This window comes from Buttiauxella izardii, from assembly GCF_003601925.1.
Classification (GTDB): domain Bacteria; phylum Pseudomonadota; class Gammaproteobacteria; order Enterobacterales; family Enterobacteriaceae; genus Buttiauxella; species Buttiauxella izardii.
This window is the reverse complement of the sequence record NZ_QZWH01000025.1, coordinates 20,038-40,342: the sequence shown is the minus strand read 5'-3', so window position 1 is coordinate 40,342 and position 20,305 is coordinate 20,038. Positions and strand designations below refer to the sequence as shown.

Here is a 20,305-nt window from a genome sequence, read left to right as displayed (position 1 = left end):
GAGGGCTGGGGTGAGGGCGACAATGCCATTAACAAGAGCCACACTATGTCATCTTCACGCCCGGTATTCCGCTCCGGCTGGCTGCCTTATGCGCTGGTTTTGCCGCAGTTGATTATCACCATTATCTTTTTCATCTGGCCTGCGGGCGAAGCGCTGTGGTATTCGCTGCAAAACGTCGATCCGTTTGGGCTTTCAAGCACCTTTGTCGGGCTGGATAATTTCAAACAGCTTTTCCACGACAGCTATTATCTCGACTCTTTCTACACCACCTTAATTTTCAGTGGATTAGTGGCGGGCAGCGGGTTGCTGGTGTCGCTATTTTTCGCCGCTCTCACGGATTACGTAGTGCGCGGCAGCCGTATTTATCAAACGCTGATGCTGCTGCCTTACGCCGTTGCTCCGGCCATTGCCGCCGTATTGTGGATCTTCTTGTTTAACCCAGGTCGCGGCCTTTTAACGCATGTGCTGGAAGAGTTTGGCTACCACTGGAACCACGCGCAAAACAGCGGCCAGGCGATGTTCCTGGTGGTGTTTGCCTCGGTATGGAAGCAAATCAGCTACAACTTCCTGTTCTTTTTCGCCGCCCTGCAATCGATACCTCGCTCGCTGGTCGAAGCCGCTTCTATTGACGGAGCAGGCCCGGTGCGCCGCTTTTTTAAATTGTCGCTGCCGCTGATTGCGCCAGTGAGCTTCTTCCTGCTGGTGGTGAACCTGGTTTACGCGTTTTTCGACACCTTCCCGGTGATCGACGCCGCAACCGGCGGTGGCCCGGTCCAGGCGACGACCACGCTTATCTACAAAATTTACCGTGAAGGTTTTGCAGGCCTCGACCTTTCCGCATCGGCGGCGCAATCGGTGGTGCTGATGTTCTTAGTCATCATCCTGACGGTGATTCAGTTTCGTTTCGTGGAACGTAAGGTGCGCTACCAATGATTGAGAACCGCCGCGGGCTGACCATTTTCAGCCATACCCTGCTCATCCTCGGCATCATCGTGATTCTGTTCCCGCTGTACGTCGCGTTTGTGGCGGCAACGCTGGACAACGAAGCCGTGTTTCAAACGCCGATGACGCTTATTCCCGGCACCCATTTGCTGGAAAACATGACCCATATTTGGGTGAATGGCGTGGGGGCCAACAGTGCGCCATTTGGCCTGATGCTGCTCAACAGTTTCGTGATGGCGCTGGTGATCACCATCGGCAAAATCACCGTTTCGATGCTCTCTGCTTTTGCCATCGTCTGGTTCCGTTTTCCGCTGCGTAACCTGTTCTTCTGGATGATTTTTATCACCCTGATGCTGCCAGTCGAAGTGCGAATTTTCCCGACGGTGGAAGTGATCGCCAACCTCAAAATGCTCGACAGTTACACCGGCCTCACGTTGCCGCTAATGGCTTCGGCGACTGCTACGTTCCTGTTCCGCCAGTTTTTTATGACGCTGCCCGATGAGCTCATGGAAGCGGCTCGCATTGATGGTGCAACACCGATGCGCTTCTTCCGCGACATCGTGTTGCCGCTCTCAAAAACTAATCTTGCGGCGCTGTTCGTCATCACCTTTATCTACGGCTGGAACCAATACCTGTGGCCGCTGCTGATTATCAGCGACGTCAACCTCGGCACCGCCGTGGCGGGTATCAAAGGCATGATGTCTTCCGGTGAAGGCTCGACCCAGTGGAATCAGGTGATGGCGGCCATGTTACTGACGCTGATTCCCCCGGTAATTATCGTTTTAGCCATGCAACGCGCGTTCGTGCGTGGCCTTGTTGATAGTGAGAAATAACTTCCATGGCAGGTTTAAAATTACAGGCAGTCAGCAAAAGCTGGGATAACAAAACCCAAGTGATTCAACCGTTAACGCTCGATGTGGCGGACGGCGAATTTATCGTGATGGTCGGGCCGTCGGGCTGCGGAAAATCGACTTTGCTGCGCATGGTCGCCGGGCTTGAGCGCGTCACCAGCGGCGATATCTGGATTGACCGCCAGCGCGTCACCGAAATGGAACCGAAAGAGCGCGGCATTGCGATGGTGTTCCAGAATTACGCGCTTTATCCGCATATGAGCGTGGAAGAAAACATGGCGTGGGGGCTGAAAATCCGTGGCATGGGCAAAGCGCATATTCAGCAAAAAGTGGTGGAAGCGGCGCGTATTCTCGAACTCGATGGTTTGCTTAAACGCCGCCCGCGTGAGCTTTCCGGCGGGCAACGCCAACGCGTCGCGATGGGGCGTGCGATTGTGCGTGACCCGGCAGTTTTCCTGTTTGACGAACCGCTCTCCAACCTCGACGCCAAGCTGCGCGTACAAATGCGCCTCGAACTGCAACAACTGCACCGCCGCCTGAAAACCACCAGTTTGTACGTCACGCACGATCAGGTCGAAGCGATGACGCTGGCGCAGCGTGTGATGGTGATGAACAAAGGCGTCGCCGAACAAATCGGTACGCCGGTGGAAGTTTACGAACGTCCGGCAAGCCGCTTTGTGGCGAGCTTTATCGGCTCGCCCGCCATGAATTTGCTGGAAGGCAATATCAGCGCAGACGGCACCCGTTTTGAACTGGCAGGCGGCATGGCGTTGCCGTTGGGAAGCGTGCATCGAGGGCGCGCGGTGACGCTGGGTATCCGCCCGGAACATATTGCGCTAAGCTCACAAACCGCAGGCGGCGTGCCGTTTATGGTCGACACGCTGGAGATGCTCGGCGCAGATAATTTAGTGCACGGACGCTGGGGCGAGCAGAAAATGGTGGTGCGCCTGGCGCATCAGGAACGCCCGCAACCCGGCAGCACGCTATGGCTACATCTGCCTGAAAATCATCTACATTTCTTCGATAAAGAAAACGGACAACGTCTATGAGTCACTGGCCTTACCCAAAAGTTGCCGCCCATCGCGGCGGTGGAAAACTGGCACCGGAAAACACTCTGGCGGCGATTGATGTTGGCGCACGTTACGGCCACACCATGATTGAGTTTGACGCCAAACTTTCAAAAGACGGGCAAATCTTCCTGCTCCATGACGACACGCTGGAGCGCACCAGCAACGGCTGGGGAATTGCCGGGGATTTGCCGTGGGATAAGTTGCTCAATGTGGACGCCGGAAGCTGGTTTAGCACCGAGTTTAAAGGCGAGCCATTACCGCTGCTTTCGCAAGTGGCGGCGCGCTGTAAACAGCACGGCATGATGGTCAATATCGAAATCAAGCCGACAACCGGCACGGACAGCGAAACAGGCAAAGTTATTGCGCTGGCCGCCCGTGAATTTTGGCAAGGGCAAACCGCGCCATTGCTGTCGTCATTTTCTATCGAAGCGCTGGAAGCTGCACAACATGCGGTTCCCGAGTTGCCGCGAGGTTTATTGCTGGATGAATGGCGCGATGACTGGCGTGAACTCACTACCCGGTTGGGCTGCGTTTCTATTCACCTGAATCATAAATTGCTCGATGAAGCTCGCGTGCGCGAACTCAAAGCGGCGGGATTACATATTCTGGTTTATACCCTGAATAATCCCCAACGCGCAGACACGCTGCTGCGTTGGGGAGTCGATACCATTTGCACTGACCGCATCGACCAGATTGGCCCGAACTTTACGGCCCAATAGTTTTTAACGGAATGCTCGGCTGTAACGTGGTCGAGTTGCCATTAGGATTGAGCATGCTGCCATTGTTTCTCGGTTGCAGCATGTGATCCTGACTGCTTGCGCTACTACTTCCACTCAACATTCCGCCATTGTTATTCGGCAGCACTTGCTGCGTCCCGACATCCAGCTCATTCGGCAATGTTTTCTTCACTTTGAAGACATCCTGCTGCGAATTATTGTTTATCTGCGATTCCAGATGCTGTTGCTGCACGCGGGTTTGCGTTTGTAACTGCTGATTTAACATCCCTTTTTGTTGCGTCTGCTGCGTTTGCATTTGCTGCTGCATCCGTTGCTGACTGGGGATCTGGTAACCCTGTTGATTGGGGTTATTCAGTGTATTAATCGGCTGTGCCAAACAGGTCAAAGGCAGCAAAGCCGCCATAAGTAGTCTTTTTTTCATCTTCACTTCCTCCATTTGGGGGATCTACTAAGTTTAATCGTTTTCCACCAACCCGATGGTTATTTAGGATTTTTAGACCAGGCTTAATGGGCGATTGACTGGACTCAATATGGAGAAAATAACGATGAAGCAGTGGAAAACGACTCGTGCGGAAATTCTGCGCTGGATGACCGTTCCGGCGCTGATGATAGGACTTTGCCTCTCGGTTAGTGCCGCGCCCCCTCCGCCAGCGCCCCCGGTATCTTATGGTGTTGAAGCGGATGTGCACCATGCCGTTCGTGCTGAAAATGGCATGGTGGCTTCTCAAGACGCTTTCGCCACGCAAGTGGGCGTCGATATTCTGAAGCAGGGCGGGAATGCGGTGGATGCCGCCGTTGCCGTGGGCTTTGCGCTGGCGGTGACTCATCCGCAGGCGGGGAATATTGGCGGCGGTGGCTTTATGATGCTGCGCACCAAAGACGGTAAAACCACTGCCATTGATTTCCGTGAAATGGCTCCTGAAAAAGCCTCGCGCGATATGTTCCTTGATGCGCAGGGCAACGCCGACAGCAAAAAATCCCTCACTTCGCATCTGGCTTCCGGCACGCCAGGCACCGTTGCGGGCTTCTCCATGGCGCTGGAAAAATACGGCACATTGCCACTCAACAAAGTGATTCAGCCTGCGATCAAACTGGCGCAGTACGGATTTACAGTGAACGACGCGCTGGCAGAAGATTTAAAAGTCTATGGCGCGGAAGTGCTTCCGAATCATCCCAACAGCAAAGCGATTTTCTGGAAAGCTGACGGCGAGCCGCTGCAAAAGGGCGACAAACTGGTGCAAACCAACCTCGCCAAAAGTCTGGAAATGATTGCTGAAAATGGCCCGGATGCGTTCTACAAAGGGGCCATTGCCGATCAAATCGCCGATGAAATGGCCAAAAATGGCGGGCTGATTAGCAAAGCGGACCTGGCAAATTACAAAGCGGTGGAGCGTGCGCCGATTAGCGGCACCTATCGCGGCTATGAAATTTTCTCCATGCCGCCGCCGTCATCCGGTGGTATCCACATCGTGCAAATCCTTAATATTCTGGAAAACTTCGACCTCGCTAAATACGGTTTCGGCAGCGCCGATGCGATGCAACTCACCGCAGAAGCCGAAAAATATGCTTATGCCGATCGCTCGGAATACCTTGGCGACCCGGATTTTGTGAAAGTGCCGTGGCAGGCTTTGACCAACAAAGCCTATGCGAAATCTTTGGCAGAACAGATAGATATCAACAAAGCGCGTCCGTCGAGCGAAATCAAACCCGGCAAACTCGCCCCGTATGAAAGCAACCAGACCACGCATTTCTCGGTGGTGGATAAAGACGGCAATGCCGTGGCGGTGACTTATACGCTCAATACCGTGTTTGGCACCGGCATTGTGGCGGGTAACACCGGCATTCTGATGAATAACCAGATGGATGATTTCTCAGCCAAACCGGGTGTACCGAACGTTTACGGGCTGGTGGGCGGCGATGCCAACGCGGTGGGGCCGCATAAACGCCCGTTGTCGTCGATGTCGCCAACTATCGTGGTGAAAGACGGTAAAACCTGGCTCGTGACCGGCAGCCCTGGCGGCAGCCGAATTATCACGACTGTGCTGCAAATGGTTATGAACACCATTGATTACGGGATGAACGTCGCCGAAGCGACCAATGCGCCGCGCTTCCATCATCAATGGTTGCCGGACGAGTTGCGTGTGGAAAAAGGCTTCAGCCCGGACACCATCAAGCTGCTGAAAGAAAAAGGGCAGAACGTGCAGGTGAAAGAGGCGATGGGCAGTACGCAAAGCATTATGGTCGCGCCGGACGGCATGTTGTATGGGGCATCTGACCCACGTTCGGTGGATGATTTGACTGCGGGATATTGAGTTTTCCCCTCACCCTAACCCTCTCCCCAGGGAGAGGGGACTGTCCGGTTTTTCCCCCTTTCCCTTCTCCCTCTCCTGTGGGAGAGGGCCGGGGTGAGGGCATTGTTAACTCGGTTTAAACCGAGCCATAAAATACGCATCCACATACTGCCCGTCGCGCAGCGCGTAATTCTTGCCCGTCCCTTCAATCTCAAAACCGAACTTGCGGTAAACCGCCACGCCAGGTTTGTTATCAACGAACACCGTCAGCTCGATTCGCTCGACGCGCAGCCAGTTATCGCACAGGTCTACCATTGCTTTAAGTAATGCGCTGGCGACGCCGCGATTACGATGTTGCCCGCAAACACTCATCCCGAAAGTGGCAACGTGGCTGCGGCGCGGGTTGGGTTCAACGGACAGCACCAAATGACCGATAACGACATCGTCGATGCAAGCCACCAGGCTCCTGCGCCCTGAAGGTGGATGCTTCATTCGTTCTTCCCACATTTCTAGCGAAGGATGAGGAATCTGTAGCGTGTTGTGATAAACCTCTGGCTGGGCGTTAATCTGACGTAAAGCCTCCAGATCTCTTAATTCCGCATGGCGTATCACAATTTCGCTCATTCCTTTTCTCCTCAAATGGTTAAGTAACCCCTTCAACATTATTGACTTTTTACTTTCCGTCAACTGCCAATTATTTCTAAAAAATAGTAGACAAGTGCGAATGATAATGATTATTATTGCCATGCGTTCAGGGGAGACCCCTACGGAGACAACCTGAAAGCACGACATTGCTCACATTGCTTCCAGTATTACTTAGCCAGCCTTGAGCTGGCTTTTTTTTTGCCCTTCTGAGTTGAAGCCTGGCTACGCCGCCGACGGCCGAATCCTTCGCTGCTACAACTCCAACTCATTCGGGCAAATTATTCGTAGGTCGGATAAGCGGCAGCGTCATCCGACAAAAATCGTCCGCAAAATCTCATGCCATCCGCCAGCGTCTGAAGTATGGTAATTGCAATTCAAAGTCAAAAAGGACAAAGCAATGACCCTACACTGCGCTTTCATAGGTTTTGGCAAAAGCACCACCCGTTATCACCTTCCTTACGTTCTGGTTCGCAAAGATAAATTCCACGTGGCTCATATCTTCCGTCGCCATGAAAAACCAGAAATCGAGCAGCAGCCGGAATACAGCCACATCCATTTCACCAGCCAACTCGACGACATTCTTAATGACCCGCAGGTGAAACTGGTGGTGGTTTGCACCCATGCAGACAGCCACTTTGATTACGCGAAACGCGCGCTGGAAGCGGGCAAAAATGTGCTGGTGGAAAAACCGTTTACGCCAACGCTCGCCGAAGCCAAACAGCTGTTTGAGCTGGCGAAATCCAAAGGACTGACCGTCACGCCTTACCAGAATCGTCGTTTTGACTCCTGCTTCCTGACGATGAAAAAAGCCATCGAAAGCGGAAAACTCGGCGAAATCGTCGAAATTGAAAGCCACTTTGATATGTATCGCCCGGTTGCGGAAACCAAACCTGGCCTGCCAGCCGACGGCGCGTTTTATGGCCTGGGCGTGCATACCATGGACCAAATCATTTCTATTTTTGGCCGCCCGGACCACGTCGCTTACGACATTCGTAGCGTGCGCAATAAAGCCAACCCGGACGATACTTTTGAAGCGCAGCTGTTCTATGGCGATCTGAAAGCCATCGTCAAAACCAGCCACCTGGTGAAAATCGACTATCCGAAATTCCAGGTACACGGCACCAAAGGCTCGTTCGTTAAATACGGTATCGACCAGCAAGAAACCAGCCTGAAGGCGTACATCATGCCGGGCGAACCGGGCTTTGCAGCAGATAGCAGCGTCGGCGTGCTTGAGTATGTGAACGACGCGGGTGAAACCGTGCGCGAAGAGTTGAAACCGGAAGTGGGCGATTACGGGCGCGTGTACGACGCGCTGTATGAAACCATCCTCAACGGCATACCCAATTACGTCAGAGAAATTGAAGCAATGACCAACCTCGAGATCCTCGAACGCGGTTTCGAGCAGGCGTCTCCTTCAACCGTCACCCTCGCTTAACCTGATAAAAGACGCCTCAAACTCGTTCACTTTTTTTGAACAGAGGCGTCAATTTTCGCCCTCTATGATCATCTCCGATTCGGGTCCACACTTATCCCATCAAAACGAATTGCGGAGAAACAAAATGATCTTTTTAAGAAAAGCTGAAGAACGTGGTCACGCGAATCATGGTTGGTTGGATAGCTGGCACACCTTCTCATTCGCTAACTATTACGATGCCAATTTCATGGGTTTCTCGGCATTACGGGTAATTAACGAAGACGTGGTGGAAGCCGGTGAAGGTTTCGGTACCCATCCGCACAAAGACATGGAAATCCTGACTTATGTGCTCGAAGGGGCCGTAGCGCACCGCGACAGCATGGGTAACGAAGAGAAAGTTCCGGCGGGTGAATTCCAGATTATGAGCGCTGGCACCGGGATTACGCACTCCGAGTACAACCCAAGCGATACCGAGCGTCTGCGTCTGTACCAAATCTGGATCATTCCAGAGAAAACAGGCATCACGCCGCGTTACGATCAGCGCCGCTTTGATGCACCGCAGGGTCGCCAGTTAGTGTTGTCGCCAGATGCGCGTGACGGTTCTTTGAAAGTGAATCAGGATATGGAATTGTCGCGCTGGGCGTTGGCGAAAGACGAACAATCTGTCTACCAAATCCCGGCAGATCGCCGCATTTGGGTGCAGGTTGTCAAAGGTAATGTGTCGATTAATGGCACTCAGGCCAAAACCAGCGACGCCATCGCCGTGTGGGATGAGCAAGCGATTTCGATTCATGCCAACGAAGCGAGTGAAATTCTGCTGTTCGATCTTCCGCCAGTATAAGAATTACCATTAGTTACCGGTCACAACCTTCCTCGAAACTGGGGAAGGTTGTGCTGCGTCCGTGCTAAACTTCGCTGTCGATTGATAACCCGCACAGCAAGATAATGAAAAAGAAAAGACCGGTATTACAGGACGTTGCAGATCGCGTTGGCATAACAAAAATGACCGTCAGCCGCTTTTTGCGTAACCCTGACCAGGTTTCTGCTGCGTTACAGGTAAAAATTGCCGCAGCCCTTGATGAACTTGGCTACATTCCTAACCGCGCACCAGACATCCTTTCCAACTCGACCAGCCGCGCCATCGGCGTGTTATTGCCCTCGCTGACCAACCAGGTTTTCGCCGAAGTATTACGCGGCATTGAAAACGTGATTGATGCTTACGGCTACCAGACCATGCTTGCCCACTACGGCTATAAACCGGAGCTGGAAGAAGAGCGCCTGGAATCGATGCTTTCCTGGAATATCGACGGACTGATCCTCACCGAACGCACCCATACCCCACGCACGTTAAAGATGATTGAAGTGGCGGGCATTCCGGTTGTGGAACTAATGGACAGCATTTCCCCGTGCCTCGACATTGCGGTCGGCTTCGATAACTTTGAAGCGGCTCGCCAGATGACGGCGGCGATTATCGCTCGTGGCCACCGCCACGTTGCATACCTCGGCGCTCGTCTGGATGAACGTACCGTGATCAAGAGAAAAGGCTACGAGCAAGCCATGCTGGACGCGGGCCTGGTGCCTTACAGCGTGATGGTTGAACAATCCTCTTCTTACTCCACTGGTATCGAACTGTTCCGCCAGGCGCGCCGCGAATACCCGCAGCTCGACAGCATCTTCTGTACCAACGATGACTTAGCCATCGGTGCGGCGTTTGAATGCCAGCGCCAGGGTTTGAGCATTCCGAAGGATATGGCGATTGCCGGTTTCCACGGCCACGATATCGGCCAGGTGATGGAACCGCGTCTTGCCAGCGTATTAACGCCGCGTGAACGTATGGGCCGTATTGGTGCCGAGCGATTGTTGGCGCGCATTCGTGGCGAAACGGTGACGCCGCAAATGCTGGATTTAGGTTTTACGCTGTCGCCGGGCGGCTCTATATAACAGAATGATTTCAGGTTGCAGCTTCATGGCTGCAACTCGGAATATTTACGCACTGTTTTTTTGATTTAGTTCACACTTATACACTTTGCAAGCTAATGGTTATTGCTAATTGCTGAAGCTCTCTGGACAATGTTACCGATAACAGTTACCCGTAACAGCATCTCGTCCGTCGGAGCTACGCTATGAGCACTACCAACCACGAAAACCACATCTACGTCCTGATGGGCGTCTCTGGCAGCGGTAAATCTGCTGTCGCGAGTGAAGTTGCTCATCAACTTAAAGCCGCGTTCCTCGACGGCGATTTCCTTCATCCGCGCTGCAATATCATGAAAATGGCTTCCGGTGAGCCGTTAAATGACGAAGACCGCAAGCCATGGCTGCAAGCATTAAACGACGCGGCATTCGCCATGCAACGCACCAACAAAGTTTCCCTGATCGTCTGCTCGGCGCTGAAAAAGGTTTATCGCGACCAGTTGCGTGACGGCAACCCGAATCTCTCTTTCATCTACATGAAAGGCGATTTCGAAGTGATTGAAAGCCGCCTGAAAGCGCGTAAAGGCCATTTCTTCAAAACGCAGATGCTGGTGACTCAGTTTGAAACGCTGGAAGAACCAAAGTCTGACGAATCGGATGTTCTGGTGGTGGATATCGACCAATCCCTTGAAGGCGTGGTCGCCAGCACGATTGATGTGATTAATAAAGGCAGTGCGCAGTGAGTACATTAACGCTTGTTTTAACAGCAGTCGGCTCCGTTTTGCTGCTGCTGTTTTTAGTGATGAAGGCGCGTATGCACGCCTTCGTTGCTTTGATGGTGGTTTCAATTGGTGCAGGGATGTTTTCCGGAATGCCGCTCGATAAAATCGCGGCAACCATGGAAAAAGGGATGGGCGGGACACTTGGATTCCTCGCCATCGTCGTCGCGCTCGGTGCGATGTTCGGTAAAATTCTTCATGAAACCGGCGCGGTTGACCAAATCGCCGTCAAAATGCTCAAGTCCTTCGGCCACAGCCGCGCACATTATGCGATTGGCCTGGCTGGTTTGATTTGTGCACTCCCGCTGTTCTTCGAAGTGGCGATTGTTCTGCTGATTAGCGTGGCATTTTCTATGGCGCGCCACACCGGCACCAACCTCGTCAAACTCGTGATTCCTCTGTTTGCGGGCGTTGCCGCAGCGGCGGCGTTTCTGCTGCCTGGGCCTGCGCCGATGTTACTGGCTTCGCAAATGCACGCCGACTTTGGCTGGATGATTCTGCTCGGCCTGTGCGCTGCAATCCCGAGCATGATTATCGCCGGGCCGCTGTTTGGTAACTTCATCAGTAAATATGTTGAATTGCATATTCCTGACGACATCAGCGAACCGCATTTGGGCGAAGGTAAACTGCCATCGTTCGGCTTTAGCCTGTCGCTGATTTTGCTGCCGCTGGTGCTGGTCGGCATGAAAACCATCGCCGCGCGTTTCGTCGAGCAAGGCTCCACGCTCTACCAATGGCTCGAGTTTATCGGCCACCCGTTCACTGCAATTCTGGTGGCGTGTCTGGTGGCGATTTACGGCCTCGCGTACCGTCAGGGTATGGCGAAAGAGCGAGTCATGGAAATCTGCGGTGCGGCTCTGCAACCGGCGGGCATTATCCTGCTGGTTATCGGTGCGGGCGGCGTGTTCAAGCAAGTGCTGGTGGACTCAGGCGTTGGCCCGGCATTAGGTGAAGCATTGACGGGTTTAGGCTTGCCGATTGCGGTGACCTGCTTCGTGCTGGCGGCTGCGGTGCGTATTATTCAGGGTTCTGCAACGGTGGCGTGTTTAACGGCTGTTGGCCTGGTGATGCCGGTTATCGAGCAACTGAACTACAGCGGCGCACAAATGGCGGCTTTGTCGATTTGTATCGCAGGCGGTTCGATTGTGGTGAGCCACGTCAACGACGCCGGTTTCTGGCTGTTTGGTAAGTTTACGGGTGCAACCGAAGGCCAAACCCTGAAAACCTGGACCATGATGGAAACGATTCTGGGCACCACGGGTGCGCTGGTCGGGATGATTGCTTTTAGTTTGCTCTCGTAGGTCATACAACAGCGTCATCCGACATAAATTTGACGCTCTGGCAAACCCAGAGCGTCATTTTTTTCAACACACTCAAGACATCAACGGCAACAACTGCTGATAAATCTGGTTAAACACTTTGCGACGCGCTTTGTATTGCTCATGACGAGCCATATCAGGTTTGTGTTGCTGCTCAAGCGCTAACTGCGGAAGCAGCGATTGCAACGATTTCTCCGGCGACACTGCAATTTGCGCCAGGCGCGCAGCACCCAAAGCTGGGCCAACATCTCCACCCGTTCTGTAATCCAGTGTTTGCCCGCTGATATCCGCCAGCATTTGCCGCCAGTATGGGCTTCGCGCTCCGCCGCCAATCAGCGTCACGCTTTGCGGCGTCACACCGCAGGAATGCACTACATCCATACCATCCGCCAGCGCATAACCCACACCTTCTAACACCGCGCGCGCCAGCTCTGCCGGGCCGTGCTGATGCGTCAGGCCAAAGAACACGCCTTTTGCCTGCGGATTATTGTGCGGCGTCCGTTCGCCTGAAAGATAAGGCAGGAACCAGATATCGCCCGCTTCCTGATTAGCTTTTTCAGCCGCCGCCAGTAACGCCGGAACGTTTTCCATGCCGGTGAGTTTTGCCGCCCAATCGAGGCACGATGCAGCACTCAGCATCACCGACATTAAATGCCAGCGGTTGGGTAACGCATGGCAGAAACTGTGGACCGCGCTTTCCGGTTTGCTCAGGAACCCTTCGCTGACCGCAAAGTAAACGCCCGAAGTGCCGAGCGACAACATCGCCTGGCCTGCGTCCATCATGCCCACACCGACCGCGCCTGCTGCGTTATCACCGCCGCCTGCAACGACGGGAACGGCAGGTATATTCCATGCTTGAGCCACATCGGCTTTCAATGTGCCGGTAATTTCACTGCCTTCAAATAAGTCCGGCATTTGCTGGCGTGTGAGTTGGCAGGCGTCGAGCATTTTGTCGCTCCAGTCGCGCTTCGCGACATCCAGCCACATCGTGCCAGCGGCGTCCGACATATCGCTGGCGAAAGCGCCAGTCATACGCAGTCGCAGATAATCTTTTGGTAACAGCACTTTATCGATTTTCGCAAAAACTTCAGGCTCGTGGCGCTGAACCCACAGCAGCTTTGGCGCGGTAAAACCGGGCATCATCAGGTTGCCGGTAATTTTGCGCGAATCAGGCACGCTGGCTTCCAGCAATGCGCACTCTTCGCCGCAGCGCCCGTCGTTCCAGAGAATCGCCGGACGTAATATGTTTTGCTGCTTATCAAGCAAGGTTGCGCCATGCATTTGCCCGGCAATCCCTATGGCTTTTACGCCTGCAAGAGAATGCTTTTCACAGAGCGCTTTCATCGCGCGGTCTGTGGCTTGCCACCAGTGTTCAGGGTTTTGCTCCGACCATAACGGATGCGGGCGCGATACCGTCAGCGGTTCAGTCTGTGAGGCCAGCACTTCGCCTTGCTCACTGAGCAAAATCGCTTTAACGCCCGAAGTGCCGAGATCGATTCCGATATACATAGTGGCAGTTCCTTGAAAGTATTTCGTAGGGTGGATGAGCGAAGCGTCATCCACCACATGGGTTACGAATTAAACTTATCTATCAAACAGATAATGATTCACCAGGTTTTCCAGCAATTCCTGATGCCCACTTTGATGCTGTGGTGCCAGGTTATGTTGCTCAGCGTACTGCGCAACTTGCGCCAGCGACATTTGCCCTTTCAGAATTTGCTGGCCAACTTCACCATTCCAACCGCTATAACGTTTGGCGACGCGTTTATCCAGCTCACCATCTTCAATCATACGTGCGGCAATTTTCAGCGACAGCGCCATCACATCCATCGCACCAATATGACCATAGAACAGATCGTACTTATCCGTGCTCTGGCGACGCACTTTGGCGTCAAAGTTCAGGCCGCCGGTAGTGAAGCCACCCGCTTTCAGAATTTCGTACATTACCAGCGAGTTTTCTTCCACGCTGTTCGGGAACTGGTCGGTATCCCAGCCCAACTGCGGGTCGCCACGGTTGGCGTCAACAGATCCGAAGATGCCCAGTGCAATTGCGCTGGCAATTTCATGATGGAAGGAGTGACCGGCCAGTGTGGCGTGGTTGGCTTCAATGTTTACCTTGATCTCTTTTTCCAGGCCGAACTGCTTCAGGAAGCCATAAACCGTCGCAACATCATAATCATACTGGTGTTTGGTTGGCTCTTGCGGTTTTGGCTCGATAAGCAGCGTGCCACGGAAACCAATTTTGTGTTTGTGCTCAACCACCATATTCATAAAGCGGCCAATTTGCTCCCGTTCCTGGCGCAGATCGGTGTTGAGCAGGGATTCGTAACCTTCACGACCGCCCCACAGCACATAGTTTTCGCCGCCTAATTTATGCGTGGCGTTCATCGCGGTGGCGACTTGAGTCGCTGCCCAGGAGAACACTTCCGGATCGGGATTGGTGGCAGCACCTGCGCCGTAACGTGGATTGGTAAAGCAGTTTGCCGTACCCCACAGCAATTTCACGCCGGTTTCTTGCTGTTTTTGCGCCAGCACTTCAGTCATTTGCGCGAAGTTATTCAGATACTCTTTCAGCGAGGCGCCTTCTGGCGACACATCGACATCATGGAAGCAGTAATACGGCACGTTCAGTTTATGGAAGAATTCGAACGCGACATCGGCTTTGTTTTTTGCCAGCGCAATGGCATCGCCCGCTTGCTGCCACGGGCGTTCAAATGAACCAACGCCAAACATATCCGCCCCATTCCAGCAGAAGTTATGCCAGTAGCACGCAGCGAAACGCAGGTGTTCTTCCATGCGTTTTCCCAACACGATTTCATCAGGATTGTAATGGCGAAATGCCAGAGGATTGGTGGATTTAGGGCCTTCAAAACGTACACGGTCAAGTTGGTCGAAATAAGCGGGCATAATTGACTCCGTAATCTTAATCAGGGGGCGGCGAGTAAGCGATTCTGTCACCATCCTCTATTTTCCTAAGACGTTGCTCAATTACGTTATTTCACACTGCGATTAAGAGAATGCTCAAATGTGCGCTGTCTCGCAAAAAACAGTGAAATTAATGCGATTGAATCTTTCGAGCGTTATTCCAATAAATAAAGCAACAAATGAGTCTGTTAATTTAAAAGCAGATCGCCATCATAAATTAACAATTAAACAAAAAAACGTAATCAGAAGAGGAAAATCTGTAATTGCTGGAATTCAATTCACAGACAACAATCCTTTCCGGTCGACAGATGTTAATAATTTTTAATCCGATTAATCACCACCCCTACAGGTAATAATAATATGAAGATTAAGAACCTCTTACTAACGTTGTGTGCCTCACTCGTTCTCACAAGCGTCAGCGGTATCGCGAAAGAAGTTAAAATTGGTATGGCGATAGATGACTTGCGCCTTGAGCGCTGGCAGAAAGACCGCGACATCTTTGTTGCTAAAGCCGAGTCGCTGGGAGCAAAAGTCTTTGTGCAGTCTGCGAATGGCAACGAAGAAACCCAGATGTCGCAAATTGAAAACATGATTAACCGTGGCGTCGATGTGCTAGTCATTATTCCTTACAACGGCCAGGTATTAAGTAATGTGATTGCCGAAGCGAAAAGAGAAGGGATTAAAGTATTAGCTTATGATCGCATGATTAATAATGCCGACATTGATTATTACATCTCATTTGATAATGAAAAGGTCGGTGAGCTTCAGGCGCAAAGCATTGTTAATAAAGTGCCTTCTGGTAATTATTTCTTAATGGGCGGCTCCCCGGTTGATAATAATGCCAAGCTGTTCCGTGCCGGGCAGATGAAAGTATTAAAACCGTATATTGATAGCGGGAAAATAAAAGTTGTCGGCGATCAATGGGCTGACGGCTGGCTGCCAGAAAACGCATTGAAAATTATGGAAAATGCGTTAACCGCCAATAACAACAAAATTGATGCCGTCGTCGCTTCAAATGATGCAACTGCGGGCGGCGCTATTCAGGCTCTGAGCGCGCAAGGCCTGGCGGGCAAAGTCGCTATTTCCGGGCAGGATGCGGATCTGGCGGGCGTAAAACGCATTATTGCGGGTACGCAAACTATGACGGTGTATAAGCCAATCACCCAGCTTGCAAACACGGCGGCGGAAATTGCCGTTGAACTCGGAGAAGGCAAACAACCTGCCTCTGACGCTAAGTTGAATAATGGCGTTAAAGACGTTCCGTCGCGCCTGCTGACGCCAATCGAAGTCGATAAAGCCAACATCGATAGCACCGTTGTGGCAGACGGTTTCCACAAAAAGAGCGAGCTATAACCCACTGCGCCCGCGCTTGCCGCGGGCGATACCCTTAAAACAGGTAAAGGAGGGGCTATGCCTTGTTTACTGGAAATGAAAAACATCACCAAAGCCTTTGGTGTGGTGAAGGCCGTCGATAACGTCAGCCTTTCCGTTGAGGCGGGTGAAGTGATGTCGCTGTGTGGCGAAAACGGCTCGGGCAAATCAACGCTGATGAAAGTGCTGTGCGGCATTTACCCGTTTGGCAGTTACGAAGGAGAAATCTGGTTTGCCGGTGAAAAACTCCAGGCGAGCCATATTCGCGATACCGAACGCAAAGGGATTGCGATTATTCACCAGGAGCTGGCGCTGGTTAAGCATCTGACGGTGCTGGAGAACATTTTCCTCGGTGCTGAGCTTTCACAATATGGCGTGCTGGATTACGACACCATGACGCTGCGCTGCCAGAAACTGCTGGCGCAGGTGAGCCTGAATATTTCCCCGGATACTCGCGTCGGTTCGCTGGGGTTGGGCCAACAGCAACTGGTCGAAATCGCCAAAGCGCTGAATAAACAGGTGCGATTGCTGATCCTCGACGAACCCACGGCTTCGCTCACCGAACAAGAAACCGCCGTGTTGCTCAGAATCATTCGTGACCTGCAAGCGCATGGCATTGCCTGCATTTATATCTCTCACAAACTCAATGAAGTGAAAGCCATTTCCGACACCATCTGCGTCATCCGCGATGGGCAGCCCATCGGCACGCGTGATGCCACTGCGATGCGCGAAGAGGACATCATCACCATGATGGTGGGGCGTGAACTGACGGCGTTGTACCCCAACGAACCGCACCAGACCGGCGATGAAATTCTGCGTGTCGAGCATCTCACCGCCTGGCATCCGGTCAACCGCCAGATTAAACGGGTAAACGACATTTCGTTTTCGTTACACAAGGGCGAGATTCTGGGCATTGCCGGGCTGGTCGGTGCCGGAAGAACCGAAGCGGTGCAGTGTTTATTTGGCGTCTGGCCGGGTAAATCTGAAGGACGTATTTTTATTGATAGCCAACCGGTGACGATTGGCAACTGCCAGCAGGCCATTGCACACGGAATTGCGATGGTGCCCGAAGATCGAAAAAAAGACGGCATCGTGCCGGTGATGGGGGTCGGGCAAAACATCACGCTGGCAGCACTTAGCCAGTTTTCCGGTGCGCTCTCGCACCTTGATGACGCCGCAGAACAAAATTGCGTCCTGCAATCCATTGCCCGGTTAAAGGTAAAAACCTCATCGCCTGAACTGGCAATTGGCCGACTCAGCGGCGGCAATCAGCAAAAAGCGATTCTGGCGCGATGTCTGCTGCTCAATCCACGCATCCTGATCCTTGATGAACCGACGCGCGGCATAGATATCGGCGCGAAATATGAAATCTACAAACTGATCAATCAACTGGTTCAGCAAGGGATTGCGGTCATTGTGATCTCCTCGGAATTGCCAGAAGTGCTCGGTCTGAGCGACCGCGTGCTGGTAATGCACGAGGGGCGAATCAAAGCTGACCTGATAAACCACAACCTGACCCAGGAGCAGGTCATGGAAGCCGCACTGAGGAGTGAAAAACATGTCGAAAAGCAACCCGTCTGAAATGAAACTTACGGCACCCACGGCTTCGCCTTTTGCGGGTTTACGGGCGCTGAATCTCCAGGTTTTTGTCATGATTGCGGCGATTGTCGTGATTATGCTGTTTTTCACCTGGACCACTGACGGCGCTTATCTCAGCGCCAGAAACGTCTCGAACCTGCTGCGGCAAACCGCCATTACCGGGATTCTGGCGGTTGGTATGGTGTTTGTGATTATCTCGGCAGAAATCGACCTTTCTGTGGGGTCGATGATGGGGTTACTCGGCGGTGTTGCCGCTATTTTTGACGTCTGGCTGGGTTGGCCTTTACCGCTGACGATCGCCGTTACGCTGGTGCTCGGGCTGGTTCTGGGGGCGTGGAACGGTTGGTGGGTGGCCTATCGTAAAGTGCCGTCGTTTATCGTCACGCTGGCGGGAATGCTGGCGTTTCGCGGCGTGCTGATTGGCATTACTAACGGCACCACGGTTTCGCCAACCAGCGCGGCGATGTCACAAATTGGGCAAAGCTACCTGCCGGATGGTATTGGCTTTGGTATCGGAACATTAGGGCTGGTCATTTTTGTGGCGTGGCAGTGGCGGATGCGCACTCGGCGTGAAGCGTTAGGTTTAGCAACCCCTGCATCCACCGGCATCGTTGGGCGGCAGGCTATCACAGCGGTGATCGTGTTAGGGGCTATCTGGCTGCTCAATGATTATCGCGGCGTGCCAACGCCCGTGCTGATCCTCACACTGTTGTTGCTGGCCGGCATGTTTATGGCGACCCGCACCGCTTTCGGGCGGCGCATTTATGCGATTGGCGGCAATATCGAAGCGGCACGACTTTCTGGTATTAATGTTGAGCGCACCAAACTCGCCGTTTTCGCCATCAATGGCTTAATGGTCGCCATTGCCGGTCTGATTCTCAGCTCGCGCCTGGGGGCGGGTTCACCTTCCGCCGGGAACATCGCTGAGCTTGATGCTATCGCGGCGTGCGTGATTGGCGGGACGAGTCTTGCGGGCGGCATTGGGAGCGTTGCCGGGGCGGTGATGGGCGCATTTATCATGGCCTCACTGGATAACGGCATGAGCATGATGGATGTTCCTACATTCTGGCAGTACATCGTCAAAGGCGCGATTTTACTGCTGGCCGTGTGGATGGACTCGGCAACCAAACGCAGAGCATAAGAATGTGTAAATGATCACAATGCCGGGGGAAGGTTGCCCGGCATTGTTGCGGTTATGCTATTGCACATAGGGTCTTGTTATCAGGAAACAAAAGCATGTTTGAGAAACGTCATCGCATTACGTTGTTATTCAATGCCAATAAGGCCTACGACCGCCAGGTGGTGGAAGGGGTAGGCGAATATTTGCAGGCGTCTCAATCCGAGTGGGACATTTTTATTGAAGAAGATTTTCGTGCTCGCATCGACAACATCAAGGAGTGGCTCGGTGATGGTGTGATTGCCGATTTTGACGATACGGAAATCCAGCGCCTGTTAGATGGGGCAGACGTCCCGATTGTCGGCGTCGGCGGCTCTTATCACTTGCCGGAGCACTATCCGCCGGTGCATTACATCGCCACCGACAATCACGCACTGGTGGAAAGTGCCTTTTTGCACCTTAAAGAAAAGGGCGTACAGCGTTTTGCTTTCTACGGTTTGCCAAACTCCAGCGGTAAGCGCTGGGCGATGGAGCGCGAATATGCGTTTAACCAACTGGTGGCAAAAGAAAAATACCGTGGCGTGGTGTATCAGGGCATCGAAACGGCACCCGAAAACTGGCAACACGCGCAAAATCGCCTGGCGGATTGGGTGCAAACGCTGCCGCCACAAACCGGGATTATCGCCGTCACGGATGCACGAGCGCGGCATTTGCTACAGGTTTGCGAACATTTGCATATTCCGGTGCCGGAAAAGCTCTGTGTGATTGGCATTGATAACGAGGAACTGACGCGATATCTGTCGCGCGTGGCTCTTTCGTCAGTGGCGCAAGGCACAAGGCAGATGGGGTATCAGGCGGCAAAATTGCTGCATCGCTTGATGGACAACGAGCCGCTCGCGTTACAGCGCGTTTTAGTGCCGCCGGTACGAGTGGTTGAACGCCGCTCTACGGATTACCGTTCTTTGCATGATCCAGCCGTCATCCAGGCAATGCACTACATCCGCAACCACGCCTGCAAAGGCATCAAAGTGGAGCAGGTGCTCGATTCCGTAGGGATTTCGCGCTCGAATCTGGAGAAGCGTTTTAAAGAGGAAGTGGGCGAAACCATTCACGCCATGATTCATGCGGAGAAACTCGAGAAAGCGCGAAGTTTGTTAGTTTCTACGTCGTTGTCTATCAACGAAATATCGCAAATGTGTGGTTACCCCTCTTTGCAATATTTCTATTCAGTATTCAAAAAAGAATATGACGCCACGCCGAAGGAACATCGTGAGCGGCACAGTGAAATATTGGTTTAAGCAAAAAAAAAACGCCTTCCAGAGGAAGGCGTG

General features: G+C 52.8%; 18 protein-coding genes. 14 read left to right on the top strand and 4 right to left on the bottom strand.

What is annotated here, in order from left to right; genetic code table 11:
• Positions 1 to 45: 45 nt before the first annotated feature.
• From ugpA to ugpQ, 4 genes are read left to right on the top strand one after another with little or no spacing between them, the layout of a single operon-like run.
• Positions 46 to 933, top strand: coding sequence for a sn-glycerol-3-phosphate ABC transporter permease UgpA (gene ugpA / locus D6029_RS12370; protein ID WP_120065047.1), 888 nt, complete (start codon positions 46 to 48; stop codon positions 931 to 933).
• Positions 930 to 1,775, top strand: coding sequence for a sn-glycerol-3-phosphate ABC transporter permease UgpE (ugpE, locus tag D6029_RS12365; RefSeq protein WP_120065046.1), 846 nt, complete (start codon positions 930 to 932; stop codon positions 1,773 to 1,775). The genes ugpA and ugpE overlap by 4 nt, the downstream gene beginning before the upstream one ends.
• 5 nt (positions 1,776 to 1,780) lie before the next feature.
• A complete protein-coding gene (locus D6029_RS12360; RefSeq protein ID WP_120065045.1) occupies positions 1,781 to 2,842 on the top strand; it encodes a sn-glycerol-3-phosphate import ATP-binding protein UgpC in 1,062 nt (353 codons plus the stop codon).
• Positions 2,839 to 3,582 carry a glycerophosphodiester phosphodiesterase gene (gene ugpQ / locus D6029_RS12355; protein WP_120065044.1) on the top strand — a complete coding sequence of 248 codons (744 nt, stop codon included), beginning with the start codon at positions 2,839 to 2,841 and terminating at the stop codon, positions 3,580 to 3,582. The genes D6029_RS12360 and ugpQ overlap by 4 nt, the downstream gene beginning before the upstream one ends.
• Here ugpQ and D6029_RS12350 read toward each other — a convergent pair.
• Complete coding sequence (locus D6029_RS12350; RefSeq protein WP_120065043.1) at positions 3,569 to 4,021, bottom strand: DUF2756 family protein; 453 nt, start codon at positions 4,019 to 4,021, stop codon at positions 3,569 to 3,571. The genes ugpQ and D6029_RS12350 overlap by 14 nt on opposite strands.
• 124 nt (positions 4,022 to 4,145) lie before the next feature.
• Between D6029_RS12350 and ggt the strand changes: the two genes are divergently transcribed.
• The gene (gene ggt / locus D6029_RS12345) at positions 4,146 to 5,912 is read left to right on the top strand and encodes a gamma-glutamyltransferase (protein WP_120065042.1); all 1,767 of its coding nucleotides are present in this window, start codon (positions 4,146 to 4,148) and stop codon (positions 5,910 to 5,912) included.
• Between the two features lie 105 nt (positions 5,913 to 6,017).
• Here the strand turns inward: ggt and yhhY are convergent, their stop codons facing one another.
• Positions 6,018 to 6,515 (bottom strand): N-acetyltransferase, encoded by a 498-nt coding sequence (yhhY, locus tag D6029_RS12340; RefSeq protein ID WP_120065041.1) that lies wholly within the window; start codon positions 6,513 to 6,515, stop codon positions 6,018 to 6,020.
• A gap of 418 nt (positions 6,516 to 6,933) precedes the next feature.
• Here yhhY and D6029_RS12335 point away from each other — a divergent pair, with 418 nt between their 5' ends.
• The 5 genes from D6029_RS12335 to gntU all read left to right on the top strand — a co-directional run bounded on the left by D6029_RS12335 (position 6,934) and on the right by gntU (position 11,944).
• Positions 6,934 to 7,971 carry an oxidoreductase gene (locus D6029_RS12335; protein WP_120065040.1) on the top strand — a complete coding sequence of 346 codons (1,038 nt, stop codon included), beginning with the start codon at positions 6,934 to 6,936 and terminating at the stop codon, positions 7,969 to 7,971.
• A gap of 124 nt (positions 7,972 to 8,095) precedes the next feature.
• Complete coding sequence (locus tag D6029_RS12330; protein ID WP_120065039.1) at positions 8,096 to 8,791, top strand: pirin family protein; 696 nt, start codon at positions 8,096 to 8,098, stop codon at positions 8,789 to 8,791.
• A gap of 104 nt (positions 8,792 to 8,895) precedes the next feature.
• On the top strand, positions 8,896 to 9,891 hold the full coding sequence (gntR, locus tag D6029_RS12325) for a gluconate operon transcriptional repressor GntR (protein ID WP_120065038.1): 996 nt from the start codon (positions 8,896 to 8,898) through the stop codon (positions 9,889 to 9,891).
• Between the two features lie 182 nt (positions 9,892 to 10,073).
• Positions 10,074 to 10,607 carry a gluconokinase gene (gene gntK, locus D6029_RS12320; protein WP_120065037.1) on the top strand — a complete coding sequence of 178 codons (534 nt, stop codon included), beginning with the start codon at positions 10,074 to 10,076 and terminating at the stop codon, positions 10,605 to 10,607.
• Positions 10,604 to 11,944, top strand: coding sequence for a gluconate transporter (gene gntU / locus D6029_RS12315; RefSeq protein WP_120065036.1), 1,341 nt, complete (start codon positions 10,604 to 10,606; stop codon positions 11,942 to 11,944). Before gntK ends, gntU begins: the two co-directional genes overlap by 4 nt.
• Positions 11,945 to 12,016: 72 nt before the next feature.
• Here gntU and xylB read toward each other — a convergent pair whose 3' ends face one another.
• Positions 12,017 to 13,471 carry a xylulokinase gene (xylB, locus tag D6029_RS12310; RefSeq protein WP_120065035.1) on the bottom strand — a complete coding sequence of 485 codons (1,455 nt, stop codon included), beginning with the start codon at positions 13,469 to 13,471 and terminating at the stop codon, positions 12,017 to 12,019.
• Between the two features lie 75 nt (positions 13,472 to 13,546).
• Positions 13,547 to 14,869 carry a xylose isomerase gene (gene xylA / locus D6029_RS12305; RefSeq protein WP_120065034.1) on the bottom strand — a complete coding sequence of 441 codons (1,323 nt, stop codon included), beginning with the start codon at positions 14,867 to 14,869 and terminating at the stop codon, positions 13,547 to 13,549.
• Positions 14,870 to 15,247: 378 nt separating this feature from the next.
• Between xylA and xylF the strand changes: the two genes are divergently transcribed.
• From xylF to xylR, 4 genes are all read left to right on the top strand, one after another.
• Complete coding sequence (xylF, locus tag D6029_RS12300; RefSeq protein WP_120065033.1) at positions 15,248 to 16,240, top strand: D-xylose ABC transporter substrate-binding protein; 993 nt, start codon at positions 15,248 to 15,250, stop codon at positions 16,238 to 16,240.
• A gap of 57 nt (positions 16,241 to 16,297) precedes the next feature.
• Positions 16,298 to 17,839, top strand: a complete 1,542-nt coding sequence (locus D6029_RS12295; protein WP_120065032.1) for a xylose ABC transporter ATP-binding protein — start codon at positions 16,298 to 16,300, stop codon at positions 17,837 to 17,839.
• Positions 17,817 to 18,998 (top strand): xylose ABC transporter permease XylH, encoded by a 1,182-nt coding sequence (gene xylH, locus D6029_RS12290; protein ID WP_120065031.1) that lies wholly within the window; start codon positions 17,817 to 17,819, stop codon positions 18,996 to 18,998. The genes D6029_RS12295 and xylH overlap by 23 nt, the downstream gene beginning before the upstream one ends.
• 95 nt (positions 18,999 to 19,093) lie before the next feature.
• A complete protein-coding gene (xylR, locus tag D6029_RS12285; RefSeq protein WP_034499487.1) occupies positions 19,094 to 20,272 on the top strand; it encodes a D-xylose utilization transcriptional activator XylR in 1,179 nt (392 codons plus the stop codon).
• The last annotated feature ends 33 nt before the right edge of the window (positions 20,273 to 20,305 follow it).

Coding starts and splice junctions, on each gene's coding strand:
- ggt (WP_120065042.1), top strand. CDS start 4,146: ATGAAGCAGTGGAAAACGACTCGTGCGGAAATTCTGCGCTGGATGACC.
- gntK (WP_120065037.1), top strand. CDS start 10,074: ATGAGCACTACCAACCACGAAAACCACATCTACGTCCTGATGGGCGTC.
- xylA (WP_120065034.1), bottom strand. CDS start 14,869: ATGCCCGCTTATTTCGACCAACTTGACCGTGTACGTTTTGAAGGCCCT.
- ugpQ (WP_120065044.1), top strand. CDS start 2,839: ATGAGTCACTGGCCTTACCCAAAAGTTGCCGCCCATCGCGGCGGTGGA.
- D6029_RS12335 (WP_120065040.1), top strand. CDS start 6,934: ATGACCCTACACTGCGCTTTCATAGGTTTTGGCAAAAGCACCACCCGT.
- xylF (WP_120065033.1), top strand. CDS start 15,248: ATGAAGATTAAGAACCTCTTACTAACGTTGTGTGCCTCACTCGTTCTC.
- xylB (WP_120065035.1), bottom strand. CDS start 13,471: ATGTATATCGGAATCGATCTCGGCACTTCGGGCGTTAAAGCGATTTTG.
- D6029_RS12295 (WP_120065032.1), top strand. CDS start 16,298: ATGCCTTGTTTACTGGAAATGAAAAACATCACCAAAGCCTTTGGTGTG.
- D6029_RS12330 (WP_120065039.1), top strand. CDS start 8,096: ATGATCTTTTTAAGAAAAGCTGAAGAACGTGGTCACGCGAATCATGGT.
- D6029_RS12360 (WP_120065045.1), top strand. CDS start 1,781: ATGGCAGGTTTAAAATTACAGGCAGTCAGCAAAAGCTGGGATAACAAA.
- D6029_RS12350 (WP_120065043.1), bottom strand. CDS start 4,021: ATGAAAAAAAGACTACTTATGGCGGCTTTGCTGCCTTTGACCTGTTTG.
- xylR (WP_034499487.1), top strand. CDS start 19,094: ATGTTTGAGAAACGTCATCGCATTACGTTGTTATTCAATGCCAATAAG.
- yhhY (WP_120065041.1), bottom strand. CDS start 6,515: ATGAGCGAAATTGTGATACGCCATGCGGAATTAAGAGATCTGGAGGCT.
- gntR (WP_120065038.1), top strand. CDS start 8,896: ATGAAAAAGAAAAGACCGGTATTACAGGACGTTGCAGATCGCGTTGGC.
- ugpE (WP_120065046.1), top strand. CDS start 930: ATGATTGAGAACCGCCGCGGGCTGACCATTTTCAGCCATACCCTGCTC.
- ugpA (WP_120065047.1), top strand. CDS start 46: ATGTCATCTTCACGCCCGGTATTCCGCTCCGGCTGGCTGCCTTATGCG.
- xylH (WP_120065031.1), top strand. CDS start 17,817: ATGTCGAAAAGCAACCCGTCTGAAATGAAACTTACGGCACCCACGGCT.